Origin of the sequence: Paraburkholderia sp. (assembly GCF_028283785.1) — a bacterium.
Classification (GTDB): domain Bacteria; phylum Pseudomonadota; class Gammaproteobacteria; order Burkholderiales; family Burkholderiaceae; genus Paraburkholderia.
In genome coordinates, this window is the sequence record NZ_JAPWKB010000005.1 from 201678 (window position 1) to 226317 (window position 24640).

16 protein-coding genes, 1 tRNA gene and 1 pseudogene are annotated in these 24640 nt (G+C 63.3%); 7 read left to right on the top strand and 11 right to left on the bottom strand.

Translation table 11 applies throughout. The annotated features are described in order from the left end of the window. Positions 1 to 22: 22 nt before the first annotated feature. The 7 genes and pseudogenes from PW947_RS04950 to PW947_RS04980 form a co-directional block, all read right to left on the bottom strand. A complete protein-coding gene (locus tag PW947_RS04950; protein WP_299629958.1) occupies positions 23 to 1516 on the bottom strand; it encodes an efflux transporter outer membrane subunit in 1494 nt (497 codons plus the stop codon). Beyond that, positions 1513 to 4647 carry an efflux RND transporter permease subunit gene (locus PW947_RS04955; RefSeq protein ID WP_299629959.1) on the bottom strand — a complete coding sequence of 1045 codons (3135 nt, stop codon included), beginning with the start codon at positions 4645 to 4647 and terminating at the stop codon, positions 1513 to 1515. The genes PW947_RS04950 and PW947_RS04955 overlap by 4 nt, the downstream gene beginning before the upstream one ends. 8 nt (positions 4648 to 4655) lie before the next feature. After that, the gene (locus tag PW947_RS04960) at positions 4656 to 7859 is read right to left on the bottom strand and encodes an efflux RND transporter permease subunit (RefSeq protein WP_299629960.1); all 3204 of its coding nucleotides are present in this window, start codon (positions 7857 to 7859) and stop codon (positions 4656 to 4658) included. Positions 7860 to 7877: 18 nt separating this feature from the next. Beyond that, positions 7878 to 8936 carry an efflux RND transporter periplasmic adaptor subunit gene (locus PW947_RS04965; protein WP_299629961.1) on the bottom strand — a complete coding sequence of 353 codons (1059 nt, stop codon included), beginning with the start codon at positions 8934 to 8936 and terminating at the stop codon, positions 7878 to 7880. A gap of 271 nt (positions 8937 to 9207) precedes the next feature. Further along, entirely contained in the window at positions 9208 to 10740 is a 1533-nt protein-coding gene (locus tag PW947_RS04970; RefSeq protein ID WP_299629962.1) for an efflux transporter outer membrane subunit, read from the bottom strand. A 1-nt stretch (position 10741) separates the two neighbouring features. Further along, positions 10742 to 13888 (bottom strand): efflux RND transporter permease subunit, encoded by a 3147-nt coding sequence (locus tag PW947_RS04975; RefSeq protein WP_299629963.1) that lies wholly within the window; start codon positions 13886 to 13888, stop codon positions 10742 to 10744. A 12-nt stretch (positions 13889 to 13900) separates the two neighbouring features. Next, positions 13901 to 15087: pseudogene (locus tag PW947_RS04980) on the bottom strand (efflux RND transporter periplasmic adaptor subunit). A 238-nt stretch (positions 15088 to 15325) separates the two neighbouring features. Between PW947_RS04980 and PW947_RS04985 the strand changes: the two are divergent. From PW947_RS04985 to PW947_RS05000, 4 genes are all read left to right on the top strand, one after another. Further along, on the top strand, positions 15326 to 15991 hold the full coding sequence (locus PW947_RS04985) for a TetR family transcriptional regulator (protein WP_299629964.1): 666 nt from the start codon (positions 15326 to 15328) through the stop codon (positions 15989 to 15991). 125 nt (positions 15992 to 16116) lie between these two features. Next, positions 16117 to 16851, top strand: a complete 735-nt coding sequence (locus PW947_RS04990) for a response regulator (protein ID WP_299629965.1) — start codon at positions 16117 to 16119, stop codon at positions 16849 to 16851. Then, positions 16851 to 18125, top strand: a complete 1275-nt coding sequence (locus tag PW947_RS04995; protein WP_299629966.1) for an ATP-binding protein — start codon at positions 16851 to 16853, stop codon at positions 18123 to 18125. The genes PW947_RS04990 and PW947_RS04995 overlap by 1 nt, the downstream gene beginning before the upstream one ends. Before the next feature lie 149 nt (positions 18126 to 18274). After that, entirely contained in the window at positions 18275 to 18649 is a 375-nt protein-coding gene (locus PW947_RS05000) for an RcnB family protein (RefSeq protein WP_299629967.1), read from the top strand. Positions 18650 to 18954: 305 nt separating this feature from the next. Here PW947_RS05000 and PW947_RS05005 read toward each other — a convergent pair. Both PW947_RS05005 and PW947_RS05010 read right to left on the bottom strand, forming a co-directional pair. Then, positions 18955 to 19031, bottom strand: a tRNA-Val gene (locus PW947_RS05005). Further along, positions 19030 to 19368: a hypothetical protein gene (locus PW947_RS05010; protein ID WP_299629968.1), complete on the bottom strand. Its 339-nt coding sequence runs from the start codon at positions 19366 to 19368 to the stop codon at positions 19030 to 19032. The genes PW947_RS05005 and PW947_RS05010 overlap by 2 nt, the downstream gene beginning before the upstream one ends. Positions 19369 to 19567: 199 nt before the next feature. On the opposite strand from PW947_RS05010, the gene PW947_RS05015 reads away from it, so the two are divergent. Continuing rightward, a complete protein-coding gene (locus tag PW947_RS05015) occupies positions 19568 to 21046 on the top strand; it encodes a PLP-dependent aminotransferase family protein (protein ID WP_299629969.1) in 1479 nt (492 codons plus the stop codon). Between the two features lie 69 nt (positions 21047 to 21115). Then, positions 21116 to 21757, top strand: coding sequence for a LysE family translocator (locus PW947_RS05020; protein WP_299629970.1), 642 nt, complete (start codon positions 21116 to 21118; stop codon positions 21755 to 21757). A 73-nt stretch (positions 21758 to 21830) separates the two neighbouring features. On the opposite strand, the gene PW947_RS05025 is transcribed toward PW947_RS05020, so the two are convergent. Together PW947_RS05025 and PW947_RS05030 are read right to left on the bottom strand one after the other, a co-directional pair. Next, positions 21831 to 22232, bottom strand: coding sequence for a response regulator (locus PW947_RS05025; RefSeq protein WP_299629971.1), 402 nt, complete (start codon positions 22230 to 22232; stop codon positions 21831 to 21833). A gap of 14 nt (positions 22233 to 22246) precedes the next feature. Continuing rightward, positions 22247 to 23698 carry an ATPase domain-containing protein gene (locus tag PW947_RS05030; RefSeq protein ID WP_299629972.1) on the bottom strand — a complete coding sequence of 484 codons (1452 nt, stop codon included), beginning with the start codon at positions 23696 to 23698 and terminating at the stop codon, positions 22247 to 22249. A 203-nt stretch (positions 23699 to 23901) separates the two neighbouring features. Between PW947_RS05030 and PW947_RS05035 the strand changes: the two genes are divergently transcribed. Beyond that, the gene (locus tag PW947_RS05035) at positions 23902 to 24600 is read left to right on the top strand and encodes an HAD family phosphatase (RefSeq protein WP_299629973.1); all 699 of its coding nucleotides are present in this window, start codon (positions 23902 to 23904) and stop codon (positions 24598 to 24600) included. The last annotated feature ends 40 nt before the right edge of the window (positions 24601 to 24640 follow it).

Genomic DNA, 24640 nt, shown 5'->3' on the forward strand with positions numbered 1-24640 from the left:
GGATTCGACTCCCGTTACTTTCTTACTGCGCGGCGGTCTTTTCCGCCGCCTCCGACGGCTGCCAGCCGCCACCCAACGCCTTCACCAGCAACACCGCATCCTGAAGCGCCTGGCCGCTGTAATCGAGCGACAGTTTCCGGTCCTGCATCTCCGTCAACTGCGTATCCAGCACGTCCATCCGGCTGGACGTTCCCGCGTCGAAGCCGCGCAACTGGCTCGCCGACAACTCGCCGCTACGCACGGCCACCGCCTGCGCCGCCACCGCCTGTTGCGACGTGATCTGGACTGCGCTCAGATAGTCCTCGACATCCTGGAACGCGCTCAACACCGTCTGACGATACGACGCCACCTGCTGATCGTAATTCGCGCGTGCCTGATCGACTGCGGCACTGGTTGCGCCTGCATCGAAAATCGTCTGCGCGACGTTCAGGCCGAGCGACCAGAAACGCGTCGGTAGCGACACCAGATGCGCGAGCGACGTGCCGCTGTAGCCGCCGTCGGCCGACAGCGTCAGCGTCGGAAAGTAGCCCGCTTTCGCCACGCCGATCTTCGCGTTGTACTCGGCCACCGTGCGCTCCGCCTGCACCACGTCCGGACGACGCTGCAACAGCAGCGACGGCACCGTCGCGGGCAATACCGGCAACTCGAAACGGTAATCGTCCTGCACCGGCAACGAGAACGTCGCGGGCGCTTCGCCGACCAGCACCGCAATCGCATGCTCGTACTGACGACGCGTCAGTTGCGCGGTCGCGATGCTTTCGTCGATCGCCTGCATCGTGTTGTGCGCCGTGCGCACATCGTCGTAAGACGACACGCCGTTCCTGAATTTCGCTTCCGTCAGCGCGAGCAGTTCGGCATCGATCCGGCGTTGCCCGACGAGCAGCGCCAGGTCCGCATCGGCGAGACGCAAGGTGAAATAATCGACCGTCAGCGTCGCGAGGATGCTCAGGCGCTCGCCGGCGAGTTGCGCGTCGGACGCGTCGGCGGCGGCCCGGCTCGATTCGACCGAACGACGCACACTGCCCCACAGGTCCGGCTCCCAGCTCGCTTCGAGCTCACCCGTCACGTTTTTGGTCGTGTAACTACTGACGCTGCCCGACGAACTCGAATACGTGGACGACGACGATGCACCGCCGCCCGAACGCGTGCCCGATCCCGCGAACGATACCGTCGGGAACAGGCTCGCGCGACTCGCCGCCACCTGCGCGCGCGCCGAACGGTACGCGGCTTCGTATTCGGCGATCGTCTGGTTCGCTTTGAGCGCGCGCTCGCACAACGCATTCAGCGTGTCGTCATGGAACAGCGTCCACCAGCGGCTGTCGATCGCGCCGGCCGGGTCCGGCGTCGCCTGCTGCCACAATCCCGAAGCGGTCTGTTCCTTGTACGTCGCCGGAACGGTCATCGCCGGACGCACATAGTCGGGTCCGATCGTGCAGGCGGCGCACAGCGTCGCGAGCGCGATCGTCGATACGCGTCGCACATGGCGGATCGCGCGAGGCACCGGTGTTAACTTCATCGTGCAACTCCATTCTGGCGCTTACGGTTGCGCCCGTTGAACCGGTCGAGCCAGAGATAGATCACCGGCGTCGTGTAGAGCGTAATCATCTGGCTGACCACGAGGCCGCCAAGAATCGCCACGCCGAGCGGGTGGCGGAATTCATGGCCATATCCGGTACTGACGATCAACGGCACTGCGCCGAGCAACGCGGCGAGCGTGGTCATCGTGATCGGACGGAAGCGCGTCAGACACGCCTGATAGATCGACTCTTCCGCGCTCGCATCGTGTTGCCGTTCGTAGGTGATCGCGAAATCGACCATCATGATGGCGTTTTTCTTGACGATGCCGATCAGCAGCACGATCCCGATCAACGCGATGATGGACAGTTCGAAACCGGATACATACAGCGCCAGCAACGCACCGAGTCCCGCCGACGGCAGCGTCGAGAGAATCGTCAACGGATGAATCAGGTTCTCGTACAGGATGCCGAGCGCGATATACACAGCGATCAGCGCGCCGATCACCAGCAGCAATTCGCTGCCGCCGCTCTGCCCCATCTGCGCGCCCGCGCCCGCAAACGAAGGCACGATCGAATTCGGCAGATGTAGCGATGCCACCGCCGCGCTGATGGCCGCATTCGCGTCGCTCATCGCCACGCCGTCCACCAGGTTGTACGACAGCGTAACCGCCGGAAACTGGTTGGCGTGCGCAATCGTCACCGGCGCACGCGTGAGCGCGCGCGTGGCCAATGCGGACAACGGCACGAGTGTCGCGCCCGACGTGCTATCGGTGCTGGACGACGTCGAAGTCGACGTCGTCGTGGACGAAGACGACGTGCCTGCCGTGGCCGGAACGTACAAGGTGTCGAGCGTTTTCGGATCCTGCCAGTACTCGGGCGCGACTTCCATCACGACGTGATACTGGTTCACCGGGCCGTAAATCGTCGCGACCTGACGCTGACTGAACGCATCGTTCAAGGTGTCGTCGATCGATGAAAACGGCACCGACAAACGCGCCGCCGCATCGCGATTCACCTGCAATTTCATCGCGAGACTGGCGCTCTGCACGTCGGTATTCACGTCGCGCAACTGCGGCAACGCACGCAGCTTCGCCTCGATGCGCGGCAACCAGGTATCGAGCGTGGTTTGATCTTCGGCGGTCACCGTGTACTGGAACTGCGCCGCACTTTGCCGCGCACCGAACATCAGATCCTGCGCGGACATCATCAACAGACGCGTGCCCGGAATATCCGCGGTGCGCCGGCTCAGATCGGCAATCACCTGGTCGGCGCTATGTTTGCGTTCACCGAGCGGCTTCAGCGTAATGAACATCATGCTGTCGCTGACGGCATTGCGTCCGCCCACATAGCCGGACACGCTTTCGACTTCGTTGTTTTGCAGGATGCGCCGGTTGATTTCGTCGAACTTCGCCTTCATCGCCTGAAACGAAATGCTTTGCGTGGCCTGGATGCGTCCCATCAACCGGCCGGTGTCTTCGAGCGGGAAAAACGTCTTCGGCATTGCAATGATCAACCCGACGTTCGCGAACAGCAGCAGCACCGTGACGGCGAGCATCGAACGCGGATGGCGCAGCGCCCAGCGCAAGCTGCGCGCGTAACGGCTCACCACTTTTTCTTCGAAGCCGTCTTTCTTGTGCGCGTCGCCTTCGGGGCGGCCTTTCAGCAACAGACGACCGAGCGTCGGCGCGAGCGTGAGCGACACCACCATCGAAATCATGATCGCGATCGCCAGCGACACCGAGAACTCGCGGAATAACCTGCCGACGATCCCGCTCATCAGGATCAGCGGCAAAAACACCACGACCAGCGATGCGCTGATGGTCAGCACCGTGAAGCCGACTTCGCGCGTGCCGTCGAGCGCGGCGGCGAGCGGCGACTTGCCGGAATCGAGATGTCGCATGATGTTTTCGACGACCACGATCGCATCGTCGACGACGAAGCCGGTCGAGATGGTCAGCGCCATCAGCGACAGATTGTTCAGGCTGTAGCCGAGGAAATACATCGCGGCGAACGTGCCCGCCAGCGCGAGCGGCACGGTGATGGCCGGAATCAGCGTGCTGCGCCAGTCGCGGAAAAACGCATACGTGACGATCGTGACGAGCAGCACGGCCGCGAGCAACGACATTTCGACGTCGAACACCGACGCGCGAATCGTCTGCGTACCGTCGAGCACGACGCCGAGATTGACGGTCGAAGGCAAGCTCGCCGACAAACCCGGCAACGCGGCGCGGATCGCATCGACGGTCTTGATCACGTTCGCATTCGGCTCTTTCGATACGATCAGCAACACCGCCGGCTTGCCGTTCGACAACCCGTAATTGCGCAGGTCTTCGGTGGATTGCACGACACGTCCCACATCGGACACGCGCACCACCGTGCCGTTGCTTTGACGGATCACCAGCGGCTCGTAGTCTTTCGGCGTGTGCAACTGATCGTTCGCGCCGACCACATAGTGTTCGCCGCCCGCGCTTACCGCGCCCTTCGGATTGTCGACGGTCGCATCGGCGATGGCCGTGCGCACGGTTTCGAGCGACACGCCGTAGTGGCTCAACTGGTCCGGATTCAGTTCGACGCGCACAGCCGGCAGCGAGCCGCCGCCGACCGATACATCGCCGACGCCCGACACCTGCAACAGCTTTTGCTGCAATACCGACGACGCGTAGTCGTACATCTGCGCGACGCCGACCGTGTCCGATGTCAGACCGAGAATCAGCACGGGCGCGGCAGCCGGATTCATTTTCCGGTACGACGGCGTTTGTGTGAGCGTGGTCGGCAGGTTGCTGCGTGCGGCGTTGATCGCCGCTTGCACGTCACGCGCGGCACCGTCGATGTCGCGATCGAGATCGAACTGCAACACGATCTGCGACGACCCCGACGAGCTTTGCGAGGTCATCTGCGACAAGCCGGAGATCGAGCCGAACGCGCGTTCGAGCGGTGCGGTGACGGTCTTCGCGATCGTGTCGGGGTCGCCGCCCGACAACGTCGCGCTGACCATCACGACCGGAAAATCCACCGACGGCAACGCCGCGACCGGCAACAGCCGGAACGCCATCGCGCCGAAAAGCGCGAGGCCGATTGCCAGCAGTACCGTGCCGATCGGACGGCGGATGAAAATCGCAGACAGGTTCATCCGTTGCCTCAGCCTTGCGCGTTGCCGGACGCACGCGGCCCGAACCGGCGTGACACGCGCGCGGCGAGACCATGCAGCGCGAGATAGATCACCGGCGTGGAGAACAGCGTCAGCAACTGGCTGACCACCAGCCCGCCGATGATCGCGATGCCGAGCGGTTGACGCAATTCATGGCCCATACCGCTGCCCAACGCGAGCGGCAATGCGCCGAACAGCGACGCGCAGGTCGTCATCAGGATCGGGCGGAAGCGCAGTTCGCACGCGCGACGGATCGCGTCGCGGGCAATCAGACGCTGTTCGCGTTCCTGTTCGAGCGCGAAGTCGACCATCATGATCGCGTTCTTCATCACGATGCCGATCAGCAATACGATGCCGATCAAACCGATGATGTCCAGCTGGTCGCCGCACAGCATCAACGCGCCGAGCGCACCGAATGCCGCCGACGGCAGCGTCGACAGAATCGTCAACGGGTGCAGCAGGCTTTCATACAGGATGCCGAGCAGGATATAGACGGCCACCAGCGCGCCGATCAGCAACAACGCTTCATTGCCGAGCGACGAACTGTAGAGTTGCGCGGCACCTTCGAGATTCACCTGGACGTCGGCGGGTAGATCGAGCGACGCTTCGATCTTCTCCAGATGACTGATCGCCGTGCCGAGCGTCACGCCCGACGCCACGTTGAACGACACGTCGGCATACGGGAATTGCGCCTGACGCTGGATCGTCAGCGGCGCGGACGTCAGCGAAGCGGTCGCGATGCTGGAGAACGGCGCGAGCGAGCTCGTCGTGCTGCTCGAACTGCTGCTCGATGTCGAGCTGCTGCTCGTGGTGCTCGACGAACTGCTGCCCGACGTGCTCGATGTGCTCGACGTAGTCGATGTGCTGCTCGTACTGGTGGCCGGTACGAACAGACCGTCGAGCATCGCCAGCGGCGAATCGCCGACCAGTCGCGGATCGGCGCCCAGCGTCACGTGATATTGATTGACGTGGGTGTAGATGGTCGAAATCTGACGGTCGCCGAACGCGTCGTACAACACGTTATCCATGTCGGTCGCGGTAATGCCGAGCCGCGATGCGGTGGCGCGATCGAAATCGAACTTCAGCACGTTGCCCTGCTGCTGCGCCTGACTCTGCACATCGGTGAACAGCGGATCGGCGCGCAATGCAACCAGCAACCGGTTGGTCCACTCGGCGAGTTCCGCGCGATCCATCGCCTGCACGCCGACGCGATACGTGTTCGCGTTGATCTGGTCGTCGAGCGTCAGGTCCTGCACCGGATGCAGATACAACTGCATGCCCGCGTGCCCGTCGGTGGCGTGTTTCAGCCGGTCGATCACGTCGCGGCTCGCGGCCGCGCCGCTCTTCAGCGTGATCAGCATGCGGCCGGTGTTCATCGTCGAATTGTTCTGATCGATCCCGACGAACGACGACACGCTCGCCACCCCCGGATCCTGCGCGACCAGTTTGCCCAAAGCCTGCTGCTGCGTCGCCATCCGTTCGAACGAAATACGCGGCGAGCCTTGCGAGATCCCTTCGATCAGGCCGGTATCCTGCTCGGGAAAGAAGCCTTTCGGCATTGCGGCGAATAGCGCGAAGGTCAGCGCCGACGTCACCGCGACCACGATCAGCACGATCGCGCGATGTTCGAAGGCCCAGTCGAGACCGTCGAGATAACGGCGATTCACGCGGTCGAGAAAGCCGTTTTTCGCGCTTTCGTTCGACGTATCCGCGTGATCCGCGCGCAGCATGCGCGCCGCCATCATCGGTGTCAGCGTCAGCGACACCCACGCGGAAATCACGATGGCAATAGCGAGCGTCAACGCGAATTCGCGGAACAGCCGCCCGATCACATCAGGCATGAAGAACAGCGGAATCAGCACCGCGACCAGCGCGACCGAAATCGACAGGATCGTGAAGCCGATCTGCCGCGCGCCTTTCAACGCGGCGTCGAGCGGCGTCTCGCCGCTTTCGATGTGACGCATCACGTTTTCGAGCATCACGATCGCATCGTCGACGACGAAACCGGTCGCCACCGTCAGCGCCATTAAGGTCAGATTATTGATGCTGAAGCCGAGCGCGTAGATGCCCGCGACCGTGCCGATCAATGCAAACGGCACCGTCACCGCCGGAATCACGGTGAATTCGATGCGCCGCAGAAACACGAAAATCACCATCACGACGAGCGCAATCGCCGCCGCGAGTTCGAGCATCACGTCATGCACCGACGCTCGAATGGTCTGCGTGCGGTCGCTCAGCACCGCGATCTTCACGGTGGCGGGCATCGTCGCGCGCAATTGCGGCAACTGCGCCTCGATGCGATCCACCACGTCGATCACGTTCGCACCCGGCTGACGCTGCACGTTGATGATGATCGCGGGCGATGCGCCGCTCCATGCCGCCTGACGCGGATTTTCAGCCGTCTCCGACAAGGTCGCGACATCGGACAAACGCACCGGCGCGCCGTTCTTGTACGCGAGCACGAGATCCGCATAATCTTGCGGCGACGTGAGCTGATCGTTCGCATCGATGGTGAACGCCTGCTTCGGCCCGTCGATCGTGCCCTTCGCGCTGTTCACGTTGGCATCGCTCACCGCCGTGCGAATATCTTCGAGCGACAGGCCTTTCGCATTCAGCGCGCGCGAATCGGTCTGCACCCGCACCGACGGCCGCGCGCCGCCCGACAGCGTGACGAGACCCACACCCGATACCTGCGACAACTTCTGCGCGAGGCGCGTGTCCGTCAGGTCTTCGACACGCGTGAGCGGCAACGCATCGGACGTGACGGCGAGCGTCAGGATCGCGGTGTCGGCGGGATTGACCTTGCTATAGACAGGCGGATACGGCAACGACGAAGGTAGCGTGCTGTTCGCGCTGTTGATCGCCGCCTGCACTTCCTGCTCGGCTTCGTCGAGCCCGGTCGAGGTCTGGAATTGCAGCGTCACCAGCGACACGCCGAGCGAACTCGTCGAATTCATCCGCTTCAGTCCCGCCATCTGACCGAAGTATTTTTCGAGCGGCGCGGTGACCGACGTGCTGATCACATCGGGCGATGCGCCCGGATACTGCGTGTAGACCTGGATCGTCGGATAGTCCACTTCGGGCAACGCGGAAACCGGCATCAGCCGGTACGCGATCAGCCCGATCAGCAGAAAGGCGAGGGTCATCAACCCCGTCGCGATCGGGCGACGGATAAACGGGCGCGAAATATCCATGCTGAACGTATGCGCCTGTTATGACTTGACGATCTTGACGGCGCTGCCGTCGTCGAGTTTGTCCGCGCCATCGACGATCACCGTGTCGCCCTTGCGCAGATCGCCGCTCTGGATCACGGTGACACTGCCGTAAGCCACGCCCGCCGTCACGTGACGCAGCGTCACTCTGCCCGCGCCCTTTTGCGCGTCGCTGGCGGCGATGGTCAACACGAAATCGCCGTTCGCGCCGTGCTGGATCGCGACGGTCGGTACGGTCAGCGCATCGTGCAAGGTGCCGACGGTCATCCGCACATTGACGAAGCGGTTCGGAAACAGGCGGCCGTCGTGGTTCGGCGCGAGCGCCTTCAGCTTGACGGTGCCGGTGCTGGTATCGGCGAGATTGTCGATTGCCTTCAGCGTGGCGTGATCGAGCAAGGTGGTCTTGTCGCGCGCGAGGATATCGACGGCGAGTGCGCCGCTCGTGCGGAATGCGTCCACGACGTCGCCGATCTTGTCTTCGGGCACGGCATAGACGATATCGGTCGGTGCTTCGGTGGTGATGGTCGCGATCCCGGTGGAGTCGCTGGTGGTCACGTAGTTGCCCGCATCGACCGACAACAGCCCGATCCGGCCGTCCATCGGCGCGACGATGTCGCAATAGCCCACCTGCACCTGCAGATTCGCGACGCTGCCCTGATCGGCCTTCACGGTGCCTGCGTACTGGCGCATCGTCGAGCGCTGCGTGTCGAGCGTCTGACGCGAAATCGAGCCGCCCTCGATCAGGCTTTGGTACCGTTGAAGATCGGCCTGTGCGTTCGCGAGCAGCGCCTGATCGTGTTCGAGCGTGCCTTGCGCTTCGAGCAGTTGCGCGCGCAGCGCCCGCGCATCGATCCGCGCAATCACCTGACCGGCCTTGACCTGCTGGCCTTCGTTGACGAGCACCGCATCGAGCGTGCCGTTGACCTGGGTTTTGACCGTGACGGTGGCGCGCGGCGTGACGGTGCCGAGCGCGTCGAGTTGCAGTGGAATGTCCGCGTTCGAAGCGGTGCCGATCGTGACCGGCGTATCCGGTTGCGGCGGCCGCGGCCGTTTATGCATCGCGGCAAAAGCCTGCCATACGATGACGCCAGCGATCACGATGGCGACGATTATCAGAAGGCGACGGGGCGAACGATTGAGTTTCACGCGCTGAACGGGGCAGGTATCGAAGCAGATGACACAGCGCGGACGCGCTGCAAAAAGAATGGCGGCACGTCATCACAACGTGCCGCCACCGCTTGACCCTAATGTATCAACGCCTGTCGAAGCGTTGGTTTCGTACCGTTATTGCCCGTTTCGAAACATTACAGTGTGAAAACAACGGTGAATCTCAAGCCGCCGGTTTGGTCGTCGCGACCGCGCCGGATGCCGCGTTCGCAGCGGCCGGCGCGTCATACAACGGTGCATCGGCCGGACGCGGCTGGTCGCCGGTATGCTCGACCCAACCGCCGCCGAGATACTGGTACAGATCCACGAGGTTCGTCAGACGCGCCAGCGACGCGGTAATCAGCGACTGCTGCGCCGAGTACAGATCCGTTTGCGCGGTCAGCACCGACAGATAGCTGTCCACGCCGTTCTTGTAACGGAGATTGGACAGATCGTAGCGACGCTGTTGCGAGCCCGTATAGGCCTGCAACGACGAGATCTGGCGATCGTACGTGCCGCGCGCCGCCAGTCCGTCCGCGACTTCGCGGAAGGCCGTCTGGATCGCCTTTTCGTACTGCGCGATCGCGACGTTCTTTTCGAGGTGCGCGAGATCGAGGTTCGCACGGTTTTCACCGCCCGCGAAGATCGGCACCGAGATCGACGGTCCCCAGCTCCATGCCAGTTGACCCGGCTTGAACAGCTGGCCGAGACTCGCGCTCGCATAACCCATGTTGCCGGTCAGTGAGATGCTCGGGAAGAACGCTGCACGCGCCGCGCCGATGTTCGCATTCGCGCCTCTCAGCGTCGCTTCGGCTTCGATGATGTCCGGCCGGCGTGTCAGCAGATCGGACGGCAAACCGGCCGGAACATCGACCAGCAGCCCTTGATCGCCGAGCGGCAAACCGGCCGGCAGATCGTCGGGCAACGGCTCGCCCACCAGCAGCACCAGTGCGTTTTCAGCTTGCGCGCGCGAGCGCTGATAGCTCTCGTAGTTCGCCTGCGCCTGCTGCATCACACCGGCCGCTTCACGCAGATCCAGTTCCGAACCGGTGCCGGTATCGAACTGCAGCTTGGTCAGCTTGTACGAATTGGTCGCGGTATCGAGCGTGTTCTTCGTGACGGCCAGCATCTCGTCGTATGCCACCATCGTCAGATACTGGTCCGCCACTTGCGAGACCAGCGCGATTTCCGCGGCCTTGCGCGCCTGCGCGGTGGACAGATACGTGTCCAACGCCTTCTGCGACAGGCTCTGAACCTTGCCGAAGAAGTCCAGTTCCCACGATGCGCTGCCGGCCACCTGGTAGTCGCTGCCCACGGTCGAGCGACCCACGTACGACAGGTCGGCCGGCGTGCGGGTACGCGTGCCGGTGCCGGTCGCGCTCAGCGTCGGCATCAGTTCGGCGCGTTGCACGCGATACTGCGCGCGCGCTTCCGCGACGTTCAGCACCGACACACGCAAGTCGCGATTGTTGTGCAACGCGAGTTCGATCACGCGCTTCAGACGCGGATCGGCGAAGAACTCGTCCCAGCCGATATCGGTCGCGGCGCGGCCTTTCGCGCTGCGCGCGGCCTCGCCCGACGCCGGTTGCGTCTCGTAGACGCCGCCTTTCGGAAAGCTCGCGGTGACCGGCGCGTCCGGACGCTGGTACTTCGGCGCGAGCGTACAACCGCTCGCGAGTGCCGCAACCGCAAGCACGATCAGTGCATGTTTCTGCATGTCAATGTCCTTCGTGCTGCGCGTCGTCCACCTTCGGCGCATCGTCACGGGTGAATCGGGAACGGATCACGACGTAGAACATCGGGATCAGGAAAATAGCGAAGAACGTCGCGGTCAACATGCCGCCGATCACACCGGTGCCGATTGCGTGCTGGCTGGCCGAACCCGCGCCGTTGCTGATCGCGAGCGGCATCACGCCGAGAATGAACGCGAGCGACGTCATCAGGATCGGACGCAGGCGCAGACGCGCAGCTTCCACCGCCGCTTCCATCGCCGACATGCCCTGATCGCGTTGCAGCTCACGGGCGAACTCGACGATCAGAATCGCGTTCTTCGCGGACAGACCCACCGTGGTCAACAGACCGACCTGGAAGAACACGTCGTTCTCCAGACCGCGCATCGTCACCGCGAGCAGTGCGCCGATCACGCCGAGCGGCACCACCATGATCACCGCGAACGGAATCGACCAGCTTTCGTACAGTGCCGCGAGACACAGGAACACGACGAGGATCGAGATGCCGTACAGAATCGGCGCCTGCGAACCCGACTGGCGCTCCTGGAACGACAGACCGGTCCATTCGTAGCCAATTCCCTTCGGCAGTTTCGCGACCAGCTTCTGCATCGCGTCCATCGCCTGGCCGGTACTCTTGCCCGCTGCCGCCTGACCCTGGATTTCGATTGCCGAAATACCGTTGTAGCGTTCGAGCTTCGGCGAACCGTACGTCCACTCGGTCGATGCGACGGCCGAGAACGGCACCATCGTTCCGCTCGATCCGCGCACATACCATTTCGCGATGTCTTCCGGATTCATCCGGAACTGCGGCTCGGCCTGCACGTACACCTTCTTGATCCGGCCGTCGGTGTCGAGGAAGTTGTTTACGTACGCCGATGCCCACGCAATCGAGAACGTCTGATCGACATCGGCGACGGTCACGCCCAGCGACTCCGCTTTCTCGCGATCGACGACCACCTTGAACTGCGGCGTGTCGCTCAGGCCGTTCGGACGCACGAGTGCGAGCGACGGATCTTTCGCGGCCATGCCGAGCAGCTGGTTACGCGCATTCATCAATGCTTCGTGACCCATCGCCGCGTTGTCGGTCAACTCGAAGTCGAAGCCCGACGCCGTACCCAGTTCCGGAATCGACGGCGGATTCACCGGAATCACCATCGCGTCCTTGTAGCCCGCGTAGTGCCCGAACACACGGCCCACCAGCGCCTGAACCTTCTGGTTCGAATGCTGACGCTGGCTGTAGTCCTTCAGCCGCACGAACACGAGACCCGAGTTCTGACCGCGACCGGCAAAGCTGAAGCCGTTCACCGTGAACACGGAATCGACCACGTCCTTCTCGTCGTTCAGCAGGTAATCCGACACGTTCTTCAGCGTGCGCGCGGTGGTTTCCTGCGTGGAACCCGGCGGCGTCTGAACGATCACGAACATCGTGCCCTGATCTTCATCCGGCAGGAACGACTTCGGCAGCTTCACGAACAGCACGCCCACCGCGACGATCACCGCCAGATAGATCACCAGCCAGCGACCGGCACGCCGGATCACGTGCTGCACGCCGCTGTGATATTTGTCGCGGCTCTTGTCGAAGCTGCGATTGAACCAGCCGAAGAAACCCTTCTTCTCGTCGTGATGACCTTGCGGAATCGGCTTCAGGATGGTCGCGCACAGCGCCGGCGTCAGGACCAGCGCGCACAGCACGGAGAGCACCATGGCTGCGACGATGGTCAGCGAGAACTGACGGTAGATCGCGCCGACCGAGCCGCCCGAGAATGCCACCGGCACGAACACCGCCGACAGCACCAGCGCCACGCCGACCAGCGCGCCGGTAATCTGGTCCATTGCCTTGCGGGTCGCCTCGCGTGGCGACAGGCCTTCTTCGGCCATCACCCGCTCGACGTTTTCAACCACCACGATCGCATCGTCGACCAGCAAGCCGATCGCCAGCACGAGACCGAACATCGACAGCGTATTGATCGAGAAACCCGCCGCCGACATGATCGCGAACGTGCCGAGCAGCACCACCGGCACCGCGATCGTCGGGATCAGCGTGGCACGCAGGTTTTGCAGGAACAGGTACATCACGAGGAACACCAGCACGATGCCTTCGATCAGCGTCTTCACGACTTCTTCGATCGACTGCTTCACGAACGGCGTCGTGTCGTACGGGTAATTCACCTTCAGCCCGTGCGGGAAGTTCTGCGACAGCGAATCGATCTTCGCGCGCACCAGTTGCGCGGTTTGCAGCGCATTCGCGCCGGTCGCCAGCTGGATACCGAAGCCGGCTGTCGGCTGACCGTTGAACTTGGTGTCGAAGTTATAGTTTTCGCCACCGAGTTCGACCCGCGCCACATCGCGGATGCGAACCTGCGAACCATCCTGATTCACCTTCAGCAGCACGTTCTCGAACTGCTCGGGCGTCTGCAGCAAGGTTGCCTGCGTGATGGTCGCCTGCAACGCCTGGCCCGGCACCGACGGCGTGCCGCCGAGCGAACCTGCGGCCACCTGGACGTTCTGGTTGGTCAGCGCGGTCTGCACATCGACCGGCGTCAGGCTGTACTTGTTCAACTTGTTCGCATCGAGCCACACGCGCATCGCGAACTGCGTGCCGAACAGCTGCACCGTGCCCACGCCATCGACCCGGCTGACCGGATCTTCGACATGCGACGCGACGTAGTTGGCGAGGTCGTAGCGGTCCATGCTGCCGTCGGTGGACACGAAGGCCATCACCATCAGGAAGCTGCTGCTCGACTTCGTCACCTTGGTGCCCTGCTGCTGCACCGCTTCCGGCAACAGCGGCGTCGCCAGTTGCAGTTTGTTCTGCACCTGAACCTGCGCGATGTCCGGATTGGTGCCGGCGGCGAACGTCAGCGTAATGGTCGCGCTGCCCGAGTCATCGGACGTGGACGACAGATACAGCAAGTGGTCGAGACCGCTCATCTGCTGTTCGATCACCTGCGTGACGGTGTTTTCCACCGTCTTCGCCGATGCGCCCGGATACGTGGCGCTGATCTGCACGGCCGGCGGCGCGATGGTCGGATACTGCGCGACCGGCAGATTGAAAATGGACGCGACCCCCGCAAGCATCAGGATGATCGCGATCACCCATGCAAAGATCGGGCGGTCGATAAAGAATTTTGCCATCAGGCGCTCCGCTTATTGCGCGCTGGACGCGCTGGCTGCACCCGATGCAGGCGTCGCCGGCAACTGTGCGTCGACCGTCTTCACCGTCATGCCGGGTTGCACTTTGCTGGTGCCCTGAACGATCACGCGGTCGCCTTCCTTCAGGCCGCTTTCGACGATCCAGTTCGCGTCCTGCGTGCCGGACGTCACCAGCGTGCGCAATGCGACCTTGTCGTCGGCACCGACCACGAGCGCCGTCGGGTTGCCCTTCTGGTCATGCGTCACGCCGACCTGCGGCACGACGATCGCCTGTTCGTTGATGCCTTCCTCGATGCGCGCACGCACGAACATGCCCGGCAGCAGCACGCGTTTGTCGTTCTTGAAGGTGGCGCGCACCGTCACCGAGCCGGTCGTCTGATCGACGGTGACATCGGAGAATTCGAGCTTGCCCGGTTCGCTGTACGGCTGGCCGTCTTCGAGAATCAGCGTGACCTTCGCGGCATTCGGGCCGCTCAGTTTCAGACGGCCTTCCTGCGCGTCGCGGCGCAGTTTCAGACCGGCGAGGCTCGATTGCGTCAGATCGACGTAGACCGGATCGAGCTGCTGCACGGTGGCGAGCAAGGTTGCGGCGCTCGACTGCACGTATGCGCCTTCCGTCACCGACGACTTGCCGATCTGGCCGCTGATCGGCGAGGTCACGCTGGTGTAACCGAGGTTGATCTGCGCGGTATCGACCGCCGCCTTGCCGGCTTGCACGTCGGCGGCGTCCTGCCCTTCGGTGGCCACGGCGTTGTCGTAATCCTGCTTCGAGATCGCGTTGGCCGCGACCAGCACCTTGTAGCGCTCTGCTTCCGCATGCGCCGACACCAGCGTCGCCTGCGCCTTCGCGAGCGTCGCCTTCGCGCTGTTCAACGACGCGATGTACGGCGCCGGATCGATCTGATACAGACGCTGGCCGCTTTCACCTGGCTGCCTTCCGTGAACTCGCGCTTCAGGACGATGCCGTCCGCACGCGCACGGACTTCCGCCACCAGAAACGCGTTGACGCGACCCGGCAGTTCAGTCACGACAGGCACGCTGGTCGGTTTAACGGTGACGATTCCGACTTCGGGAATCTGCGGCGCTTGAGACGCCTGTTTTTCGCCGCACGCAGCGACGAACGACAGCGCGGCGAGTGCCGCGATCAGGCGATAAGGAAGCGGATGTGAGGGCCTTGGCATGGACGACCTGAACGAAAATTGGACGGGAGCCTCAGCGCACAAATTAAAATTTATTGCACGCCGACACACTAAGCCGCCGACGATAGTAGAGATCACGCACGCGAGGGTTACCGCCACCAATCAACAGTAAGACTCGTTAAGCAACCGCTTAGATCACCGCTCTAAGATCGGCCCGTTATCAAGTCAGCGGTATCGCGAGAGTCCTCTCGTCGCACGCCGCTGAAGGATGGAAGCAAGGATGAGACGGACACGGCAGCAGGCGCTCGACACACGCGCAAGAATCATCGACGCGGCCGAGCGGGCGTTCTTCTCGCGCGGCGCGACCCGCACGTCGCTCGACGACATTGCCCGGGAAGCGGGCGTCACACGTGGCGCGGTATATGGCCACTTCAAGAACAAAGAGGCGGTGTTTCTGGCGATGTTCGAATGCTCGGACCTGCCGCTCGATCCCTTCGCGATCGCGCCGACGAGCGACGAAAACGACGCAAGCGATCCGCTGCAATGCCTGCGCGCGGATCTGCATCGACGCCTGCGCGAGGCGCTCCACGCGGGCAAGGCGCGGCGTCTGTACAGCATTGCGTTCACCAAATGCGAGAGCGCACCGGAGACCGCCGACTTCTGCGAGCGGATTCACATGGCGGGCATGCGCGCGGAAGCGCAGATCGAAGCCGTGTTGCAACGCGCGGTCGCGCTGGGTCAGTTGCCCGCCGATCTCGACGCGCGGCAGTCCGCGAATTTCATTCACGCGGTACTCACCGGCTTCTTTAGAAAGCGACTGATGATGCCGGCACAAGCGCGCGCCGATCTCGATGCCGATCAGATCGTCTCCACCGCGTTCCGCTGTCTCGCCGAAACGCGGGCTGCCCCGGCAGCGCAAGCCGTAATAAACTGTAAGGGCGCCTAAGACGCCGGAAGCGCTTCCGCCCCGTCTTACGCTACATTTCGTGGAGCCTACGCCGTGCGGCGCAACATCGTCGTGCGGGCTTTCGTGAGCGCTACTTGTCCGCCCCCAACTCCGGCCGCCCAATCATGTCCGACACGCCTATCCAGGTCCTTCTGGTCGACGACGACGAAGCTCTTCGCGATCTGTTGCGAACGTTCTTCCAGCAACGCGGCGTCGAAATCTCCGTCCTGCACGACGCGACGCATCTCGCGCGCCGTCTCGAACGCGAACGCCCTTCGATCATCGTGCTAGACCTGATGATGCCCGGCGTGGACGGCCTGACCGCATTGCGTCAATTGCGCTCGAGCGGCGACACGATTCCCGTGATCATGCTGACCGCGCGTGCGGACGGCGTGGATCGCGTGATCGGTCTCGAACTCGGCGCCGACGATTACCTCGGCAAGCCGTTCATGCCGCAAGAACTGCTCGCGCGGATTCATGCGGTGTTACGCCGTCATGCGGCGTTGCCGGCTGCTGTCCCCGCCGAAAAGCGCGACGCGATCCGTTTCGGCCGCTTCCGCCTCGACTTCGCCACGCGCACGCTGTTCCGCGACGAAGAACCGCTCAAGCTCAAGGGCAGCGAATATGCGCTGCTCGAAGTGCTCGCGACCCATCCGATGGAAACGCTGTCGCGCGCCAAGCTCGTGGATCTGCTGCACGGTCCCGGCGCCGACGTGACCGAGCGCGGCATCGACGTGCCGGTGTGGCGTCTGCGCCGCCTGCTCGAAGACGATCCCGCCAACCCGCGCCGCATCCAGACGATGCGCGGCGTGGGCTACATGTTCGTCCCTGGCGACAGTGACGAAGAAGAACCTGCTTGATGAAAAACCCCCTCAATACGCTGTTTGGCCGTCTTGCCCTGATGATGGTCGGTCTGATCGTCATCGTTCACCTGACCTCGATGTTCGTGGTCGACAACGAGCGCGGCGCGGTCGATGCGAGCCATGTCAGGCGCAACGTCGAAGTCGCAGTCAAGGCGGAGCACGCCGGCGTGCTCGACGCGGAACATATCCGCAAGATCCTCGACGTGACGATCGTGCCGGCCTCGCAGCGCATCGCCGAAGGTTGCCCCGCGCCCTGCATCAACACGACCGGTCCGTTCGACCGCGATCTGCGCAACGCGCTGCCGCCCGGCAGCAATGTCGTGATCGACGGAGAGCACGGGCGGATCTGGATCCGCTACGGCGCCGAATCCACCTGGCTCAGGCTCGATAGCGCGGCGCTCACGCCACGGCGCTTTCTGAGCGCGTCGGCGTTGATGCTTGTGTTCGCGGTGATGATCGCGCTGTTCGGCGCGTGGCAGATTCAACGGCCGATGCACCGGCTTGCAATGGCCGCGCGCGAGTTTCGCGTCGGCCATCGCGCGCCGGTCGTCAGAGCGAGCGGTCCACGCGAGCTGAAAGAACTGATCGTCGACTTCAACCAGATGGTCCACGATCTCGCGCAGGCCGATCAGGAGCGCGCGGTGATGCTTGCCGGTGTCGCACACGATCTGCGCGCGCCGATCACGCGGATGCAGGTCCGCGCCGATCTGCTGCCCGACGAAGCGACCCGTCGCGGCTTTCTGCGCGATTCGGAATCGCTGTCGCGGATCGTCACGCAGTTTCTCGACTTCGCGCGCGAAACCGCCGACGCGTCGCCGCACGCCAGCGTCGATGCGCATTGCAAGCGCAATTACGGCGATACGCTCGATGAAGACCCGCTGGTGGAACTCGATCTGCACGCGGGTGACGGCTTCCGGCTGCCGCTCGTCGATCTCGACCGCATTCTGTCGAACCTGATCGAGAACGCGCTGACCTACGGCGACCCCACCGTCGACATCTCCACCTTCAAGCGCGAAGGCAACTTCGTGCTGGTGGTGCGCGATCACGGCGCGGGTATTCCGCCCGACCAGCTCGATCGTGCATTGCAACCGTTTGTACGACTCGATCAGGCGCGCAGCGGCGACGCGCATTGCGGCCTCGGACTCGCCATCGTGCGTCGTCTGGTGCGCTATAACGGCGGCTCGTTCAAGGCGGAAAACGCGGAAGGCGGTGGCTTCAAGGTGTCGATGACGTTTCCGGCGAGCAACGGCGGCACGCGCAACGGCAACTGAAACACGCGCAACGTGCGCGGACTTTTCGCCGCGCGACCCGGTTCGAGCGGCGGTTTGTCGATACAGAATGTCGAGGCCAGTAAGCGCCTGTAAGCACGGCATTGCGCCAGATGCGGTTCAATGAATCTTTACCCGTTTGGAGAGATTCGATGACCCATAAACGAACTGCTATTGCCGTGCTGATCGCTATGCTCGGCGCGGTGTCGATTCCCACTTTCGCGCAGGAAGGCCCTGGCGGCCCGGACGGTCATGGCGGTCCCGGTGATGAACCGATGCGTCACGCGCAACATGGCCCGGACGACGGCCCGCGCGGCGGCGATCCGATTCCGCATCGCGACTGGCATCGCGGCGACCGTCTGCCGCCCGACTATCGCGGCCGCAACTACGTCGTCGACGACTGGCGCGATCAAGGTCTGCAACCGCCGCCGCGTGGCTATCAATGGGTGGGCGTGAACGGCGACTACGTGCTCGCCGCAGTCGCGACCGGCGTGATCGCGAACATCCTGCTGTCGCCGCATCGTTAAGCTGAATGACGGGCTGAATTGCCCGTTTAGCATGACCTCTGCATGCACGGATGCGCTGGACGCATGCGTGCATGCATGATCTGTTTTCGCATGACGTACACGCATGCGCGCATGCAGCGATAACACGAATGTATTGAAGCGAGTTGGGTAGTGTCGCGCCGGACGGCGCAGATGAACAACGAAGAAAACAACTGAAGACGCGAAACCCGACGAAGCAACGAATGACGAAAATGGCGGCCCTTGAAGCGAATACGGCGACCACTTCCGTCTACGTCGAGTCTGCTTGACTACTACTACTTGTTCGTTGGTAGGCTCGATTGGATTCGAACCAACGACCCCCACCATGTCAAGGTGGTGCTCTAACCAACTGAGCTACGAGCCTACTGAGGACGCGAATTATAGAGACTTCGTAGCGGCCGCACAAGTGCTAATGCACGTTGAATAAAAAGTCGCGTGAGATCGGCCGGAATCGCGATTGCGGCGCTCGCCGCATCGACGCCTTCGGTTCGAATCTCGACCCATGCCCGACACGGCACGACATGCTGTTCGCCTTCGTTCAGCGTGATCGCGACGTACGGCGCGTCACCCGCCAGCCAGTCGAGCGACGCATCGCGATACCGGATCCGCAGTGCGCCTTCCAGCACGACGAGTTGCGTGCCTTGCGCGAAGCTTCGCGCACTCACCTGTCCTGACACATAGCGACGTCTGATCGTATTCATCGTGGATTCCTCACTCGGGTTCGATGCATGCGCTACACGCATGCGACCCATCCAGCGTACGGATCGACGCCGCGAGGCGACAGACTCAGCGCGGTAGAATCTGTTGCGTAACAGCGCACGGTTTCGCGCATCTGTTCCGGCCGGAATTCCGTGCGTCTGTATCTGGCGCGTCGCGCGTCGAACCGGCACCATCCACGCAATGCTTCCTTCTTCCGACACTTCCCGCGCAAGCCTGCCGATGTCCGGCGAACCGCTCTACGAACGCCTCGCCGAACACTATCGGCGCGTGATCGTCGCCGGTACGCTCGCGCCGGGCGACCGCATGCCGTCGGTGCGCGCGTTCATGTCCCGGCATCAGGTGAGCCTGTCCACCGCGCTCCAGACGTTCCGGCATCTCGAAGACGCGGGCTGGTTGCTTGCGAAGCCGCGCTCCGGCTATTTCGTGCGCCGTCCTCCGGTCGCCAGGCTCGCGACCGTGCACGAACCCGAGATCGCATCGCGGCCGAACGAAGCGCAGTACGTCGGTCTGCATGAGCGCATCTCGCGCGTGCTCGAACGTGCGCACGCGTATCCCGATGTGTTGAATCTGGGCGGTGCGACCGCCGCTGCCGCGCTCTATCCGACCACGCGCCTGCAGACGCTCGGCGTCAGGTTGCTGCGTCATCGGCCGACGCTGTTGACCGAGGTGGGTACCGAAGGCGGATCGCCCGAATTCCGGCAAGCAGTGGCGCGTCGTGCGCTGTCGAGCGGCGTCACGCTGTCGATCGACGACGTGATGGTGACGAGCGGCGGCGTCGATGCAGTGAACCTCGCGCTGCGCGCCGTCGCGCAGCCGGGCGACACCATCGCGATCGAATCGCCGGCGTTTTTCGGGCTGCTGCAAATCCTCGAAAGTCTCGGCTTGCGCGCGCTCGAAATTCCCGCAAGCCCAACCACGGGTCTGTCGCTCGAAGCGCTCGATATCGCGCTGGACGCATACGACAACGTAAAGGCGCTGGTGGTCGTGCCGAACCTGCAAAATCCGCTCGGCTGCATCATGCCCGACGACCGCAAGGCCGAACTCGTCGCGATGTGCGCGCGGCGCGGCGTCGCCATCATCGAAGACGATCCCTATCGCGAACTGATCGCCGGCGACGTGTGTGCGCGTCCGCTGAAGGCCTGGGATCGCGACGGCGGCGTGATCTATTGTCCGTCGCTGAACAAGGTGCTGGCGCCCGGCATGCGGCTTGGCTGGATGTCCGCGGGTCGATGGCATGCACGGGTGCGCATGCTGAAGTTCGCGCAAAGCCGGCTCAACGAATCGTTGCCGCAAGTGATCGCCGCCGAGTTTATCGGCTCCGGCGCGTTCGACCGCCATCTGCATCAACTGAGGGAACGCCTCGCGATTCAACGCGACGCAATGTCCGACGCGATTGCGCGTTACTTCCCGAGCGGCACGCGTCTGAGTCCGCCGCCAGGCGGGATGCTGCTGTGGATCGCACTGCCCGACGGCTGCGACGCCGAGAAGCTGTTCGAGGCCGCGTTACCGCACGGCATCCGTATCGCGCCGGGGTCGATCTTTTCGAATTCGAGCCGCTTCAGCGGGTTCATCCGGCTGAGTTGTCCGAAGCCGTACGATCAGGAGATGGAACACGCACTGCGTCAGTTAGGGCAGCTCGCAAGCGGGCTCGCAATCTGACCAGCGCCCGGCCGATGCCGCGTTATCATTGAACGCACAATCGAACGCCTGACAACCGCGACGACCGCCATGTCCCTTCAAAACTACTGGCTGTTTCTTCCCGCATGCTTCGCCATCAATATGGCGTTCGGGCCGAACAACGTGCTGTCGCTGTCGAACGGCGCGAAGAATGGTGCGCGCTATTCGATTCTCGCGGCGCTTGGACGCATCGTCGCGTTCGCGATCATGATCGCGATTGCCGGGTTCGGACTCGGCGCATTGCTGCTCGCCTCCAGGACCTTGTTTACTGCACTGAAATTCGCGGGAGCCGCGTATCTGGTGTGGATCGGCATCAAGCTGTTTCGCGCCGGACCGGTCGCGTTGTCGCGCGACGCAGGCAGTCCGCCGTCGCTCGACCCGCGCGCGAAACTGTCGCGGCTGATGCGCCAGGAGTTTCTCGTCGCAGCAGGCAATCCGAAGGCAATCCTCGTTTTCACCGCGTTTTTCCCGCAATTCGTCGACCGCGCGCATTACGCGGCGAGCTTCACGCTGCTGGGCGGCACCTTCCTGCTGCTGGAACTGGTGGCTGTCGTGATTTACGCGGCGATCGGCACGCGCCTCGGCTCGATGACCGCGAATGCTCGCGGCTTCCAGTGGTTCAATCGTGTCAGCGGCACGCTAATGGTGGCGTTTGGCTTGCTGCTCGCCTTCGTGCGACGTCCGGCGACCTGAAATCGACCGGGCGTCGGTCCACGCATGCAAGAAACGCATGCATGCGCTACACGCATGCGAAGCCGTATTTGGGTCAGGTCGTGAGGTTGCCGTCGGCGCCGATGGCGGCACCCGCGTCGCCATCCAGCAGACGCTTTACCGCCGCAATCAGCATCGCGGGCGAAAGCGGCTTGTCGAGCACGGCCGCGAACAGATCCGTGTGACGACGCGCAATCGAGCCTTGCGCGGCACTCGCCAGAATGATTGGGATCGATTTGAGTTCGTCGTGCGTCTTCAGCGCCTGCGCGAGTTCGAGGCCGGACATCGTCGGCATCATGAAATCGGTAATCACCAGCGCAGGTCCGACGGAAGCGATCACGTCGAGCGCTTTCCTGCCGTTTTGCGCGGTGAAGACGGTATAGCCTTCCTGCTCGAGCAGGAACGACAGCACGTCGGTCGTGAGCGCCTCATCGTCGACCACTACGATGGTAGTCATGCCGCGCCACCCACCTAGGCCGGTGCGTCGCCGGCGAGGCTATCGCCGGCCGGAACTGCGGTTGCACCCGCCGAACGCAAGATGCCGACAACCGTCATGCCCTCACCCGGCACGATCCGCACCTCGTGAACCGACGATTTGAAATCGCTGTCGCGCACCTTGATCACCGACAGCGCACGGCGCAGCTCGCCGTCGATCTCGACCTGACGCAACACCGCCAGGTTGTCCATCAGACTCAGAATGACCGGCGACAGATCGGTAGGCGGCAAACCGCCCGCATCGCGGGTTTCCCAGGTGGCCACGGTGGTGACGCCGGTCGCGCGCAACTCGTTGGTCAACGCCGCAAAAAATGCCGTGATGCGCGACCGATCCAGCGACGACCGCTCGAAGCCCGCCAGCCCGTCGAGAAACAGACGCCGCACGCGCAGCTCGCGAACGGCATGCAGCAACTGATGCGCAAGACCATCGACGAGGTTTTCGGTAGGCGGATTCCAGAGAATATGCAGCGCGCCCGACTCGACCAGCGCCGCGATGTCGATGCCGAGCGTGCGCGCCTTCAACGCGAGGCGCGCGGGCGTTTCGAAGAAACCGAAATGCAGCGCGGGCGCCTCCGGAGTGGCGAGCCGCAGATAGTTCAGGCCGAAGGTGGTCTTGCCGCTGCCCGCCGGCCCGGCGAGCACGGTGATCGACGCCTCCGGCAAACCGCCGTGCACGACTTCGTCGAATGCGCGCACGCCCGACGGAAAACGTCGGCTATCGAGGCTTTCGGGCTCCGACGGCCGGTTGAACTCAGCTTCCAGGCGCGGATAGATGACGATACCGTCATCGCCGATTTCGTACTGATGCGTGCCGCCGAGCGCGCTGCTGCCACGCGATTTCGCGACCCGCATATTGCGCACCGTGCGCACGCCCATCAACTCTTCCTGCAGCTCGATCACGCCATCGACCATCGTATGTTCGGGACTCGAGTCGTCGATCCGCGCGCTGGTCAGAAACAGCACGGTGCAGCCGGTAAACGCCGCATGCGCCTGCAATTCCGCAACGAACGCCTTCACATCCAGATTGGTCGAGCCGCTTTCGCGCGCGTTCAGCAGTCCGTCCAGCACCAGCAACGACGACCCCTGACGCAGCAGTTCCTGACGCAGCGTTCTCACCAATGCGGACAGCCCTTCCTCGCGCAATGTGCGAAACAGGCTCAGATACGTGAGTTCGTGCCCGAGCCGCGACGCGTCGTAGTAACTGAGCGTGGACAGCGATTGAAACAGACGGTCGTGCGATTCCGCGAGCAGCGTGATGTACAGGACACGGCGACCCTGACGCGCATGCGCGAACGCGATCTGATTGGCGAGGATGGTCTTCCCGGCACCGGGACGGCCCTGGATGATGTACGACGATCCATCGACGAGGCCGCCGCCCAGGATGGTATCGAGGCCGGGAACCTCGCTTCGCAAACGCGCCAACTTCATGGTCATTGGATGAGGAGCAGGGAAAAGGACAAAAGACGATACGGACGGATGCGCGGCACCGCCGACAACCGGAAAAAAAACGCAGGGCCGTCGCAACGCAATTCGACCGGCACAGGATACTACCGGAAAGCGCGCGCGGTCGAGCACGGGTCATACGCCGGTGCGGTATCCTTTCCGGCTTCGTCACGTCAACAGCACACACCATGCCTTCTTCCCAGTTCCCCTTCGACGCCGTGATCTTCGATTGCGACGGCGTGCTGGTCGATTCCGAACCCATCACGAACCGGCTGCTTGCGACAATGCTCGGTGAACTCGGCTGGCCGATCAGCATCGAGGAGACGATGCGCGTGTTCGTCGGCAAGGCCGTCAAGGACGAAGCCGCGTTGATCGAAGCGAAGACCGGCTTCGCCATCACGGACGACTGGCTGATGCAGTTTCGCGCGCGTCGCAACGAAGCGCTTGATCGCGAACTGGTCGAAATCGCCGGAGCGCCGGATGCAGTACGCGAATTGCACGCGCTGCTCGACGGGCGGATCGCGGTGGCGTCGGGTGCGGACCGGCGCAAGGTGGAGTTGCAGCTGGAGAAAGTCGGTTTGCTCGACTGCTTCGAAGGACGCATTTTCAGCGGCCATGAAATGCCGCGCAGCAAGCCGTATCCGGATGTGTATCTGGCCGCGATGAACGCGCTCGGCGTCGAGCCGCGACAATGCGCCGTGGTCGAAGATACGGTAACGGGCGCGACCGCGGGTGTCGCTGCGGGCGCGACGGTGTTCGGCTACAGCCCGGCGGAAGCGGGGCACAGCGGCCCGCAGGCACTGCGCGCGGTGGGCGTTGCGCAGGTGTTCCAGAGCATGGGCGACCTGCCCGCGCTGCTCGCGCGCTGGAAGCTCGACGCGGCCTGATCCTCTGCCGGCGCTCCAGCCGGATCAGGCATCGCGACCA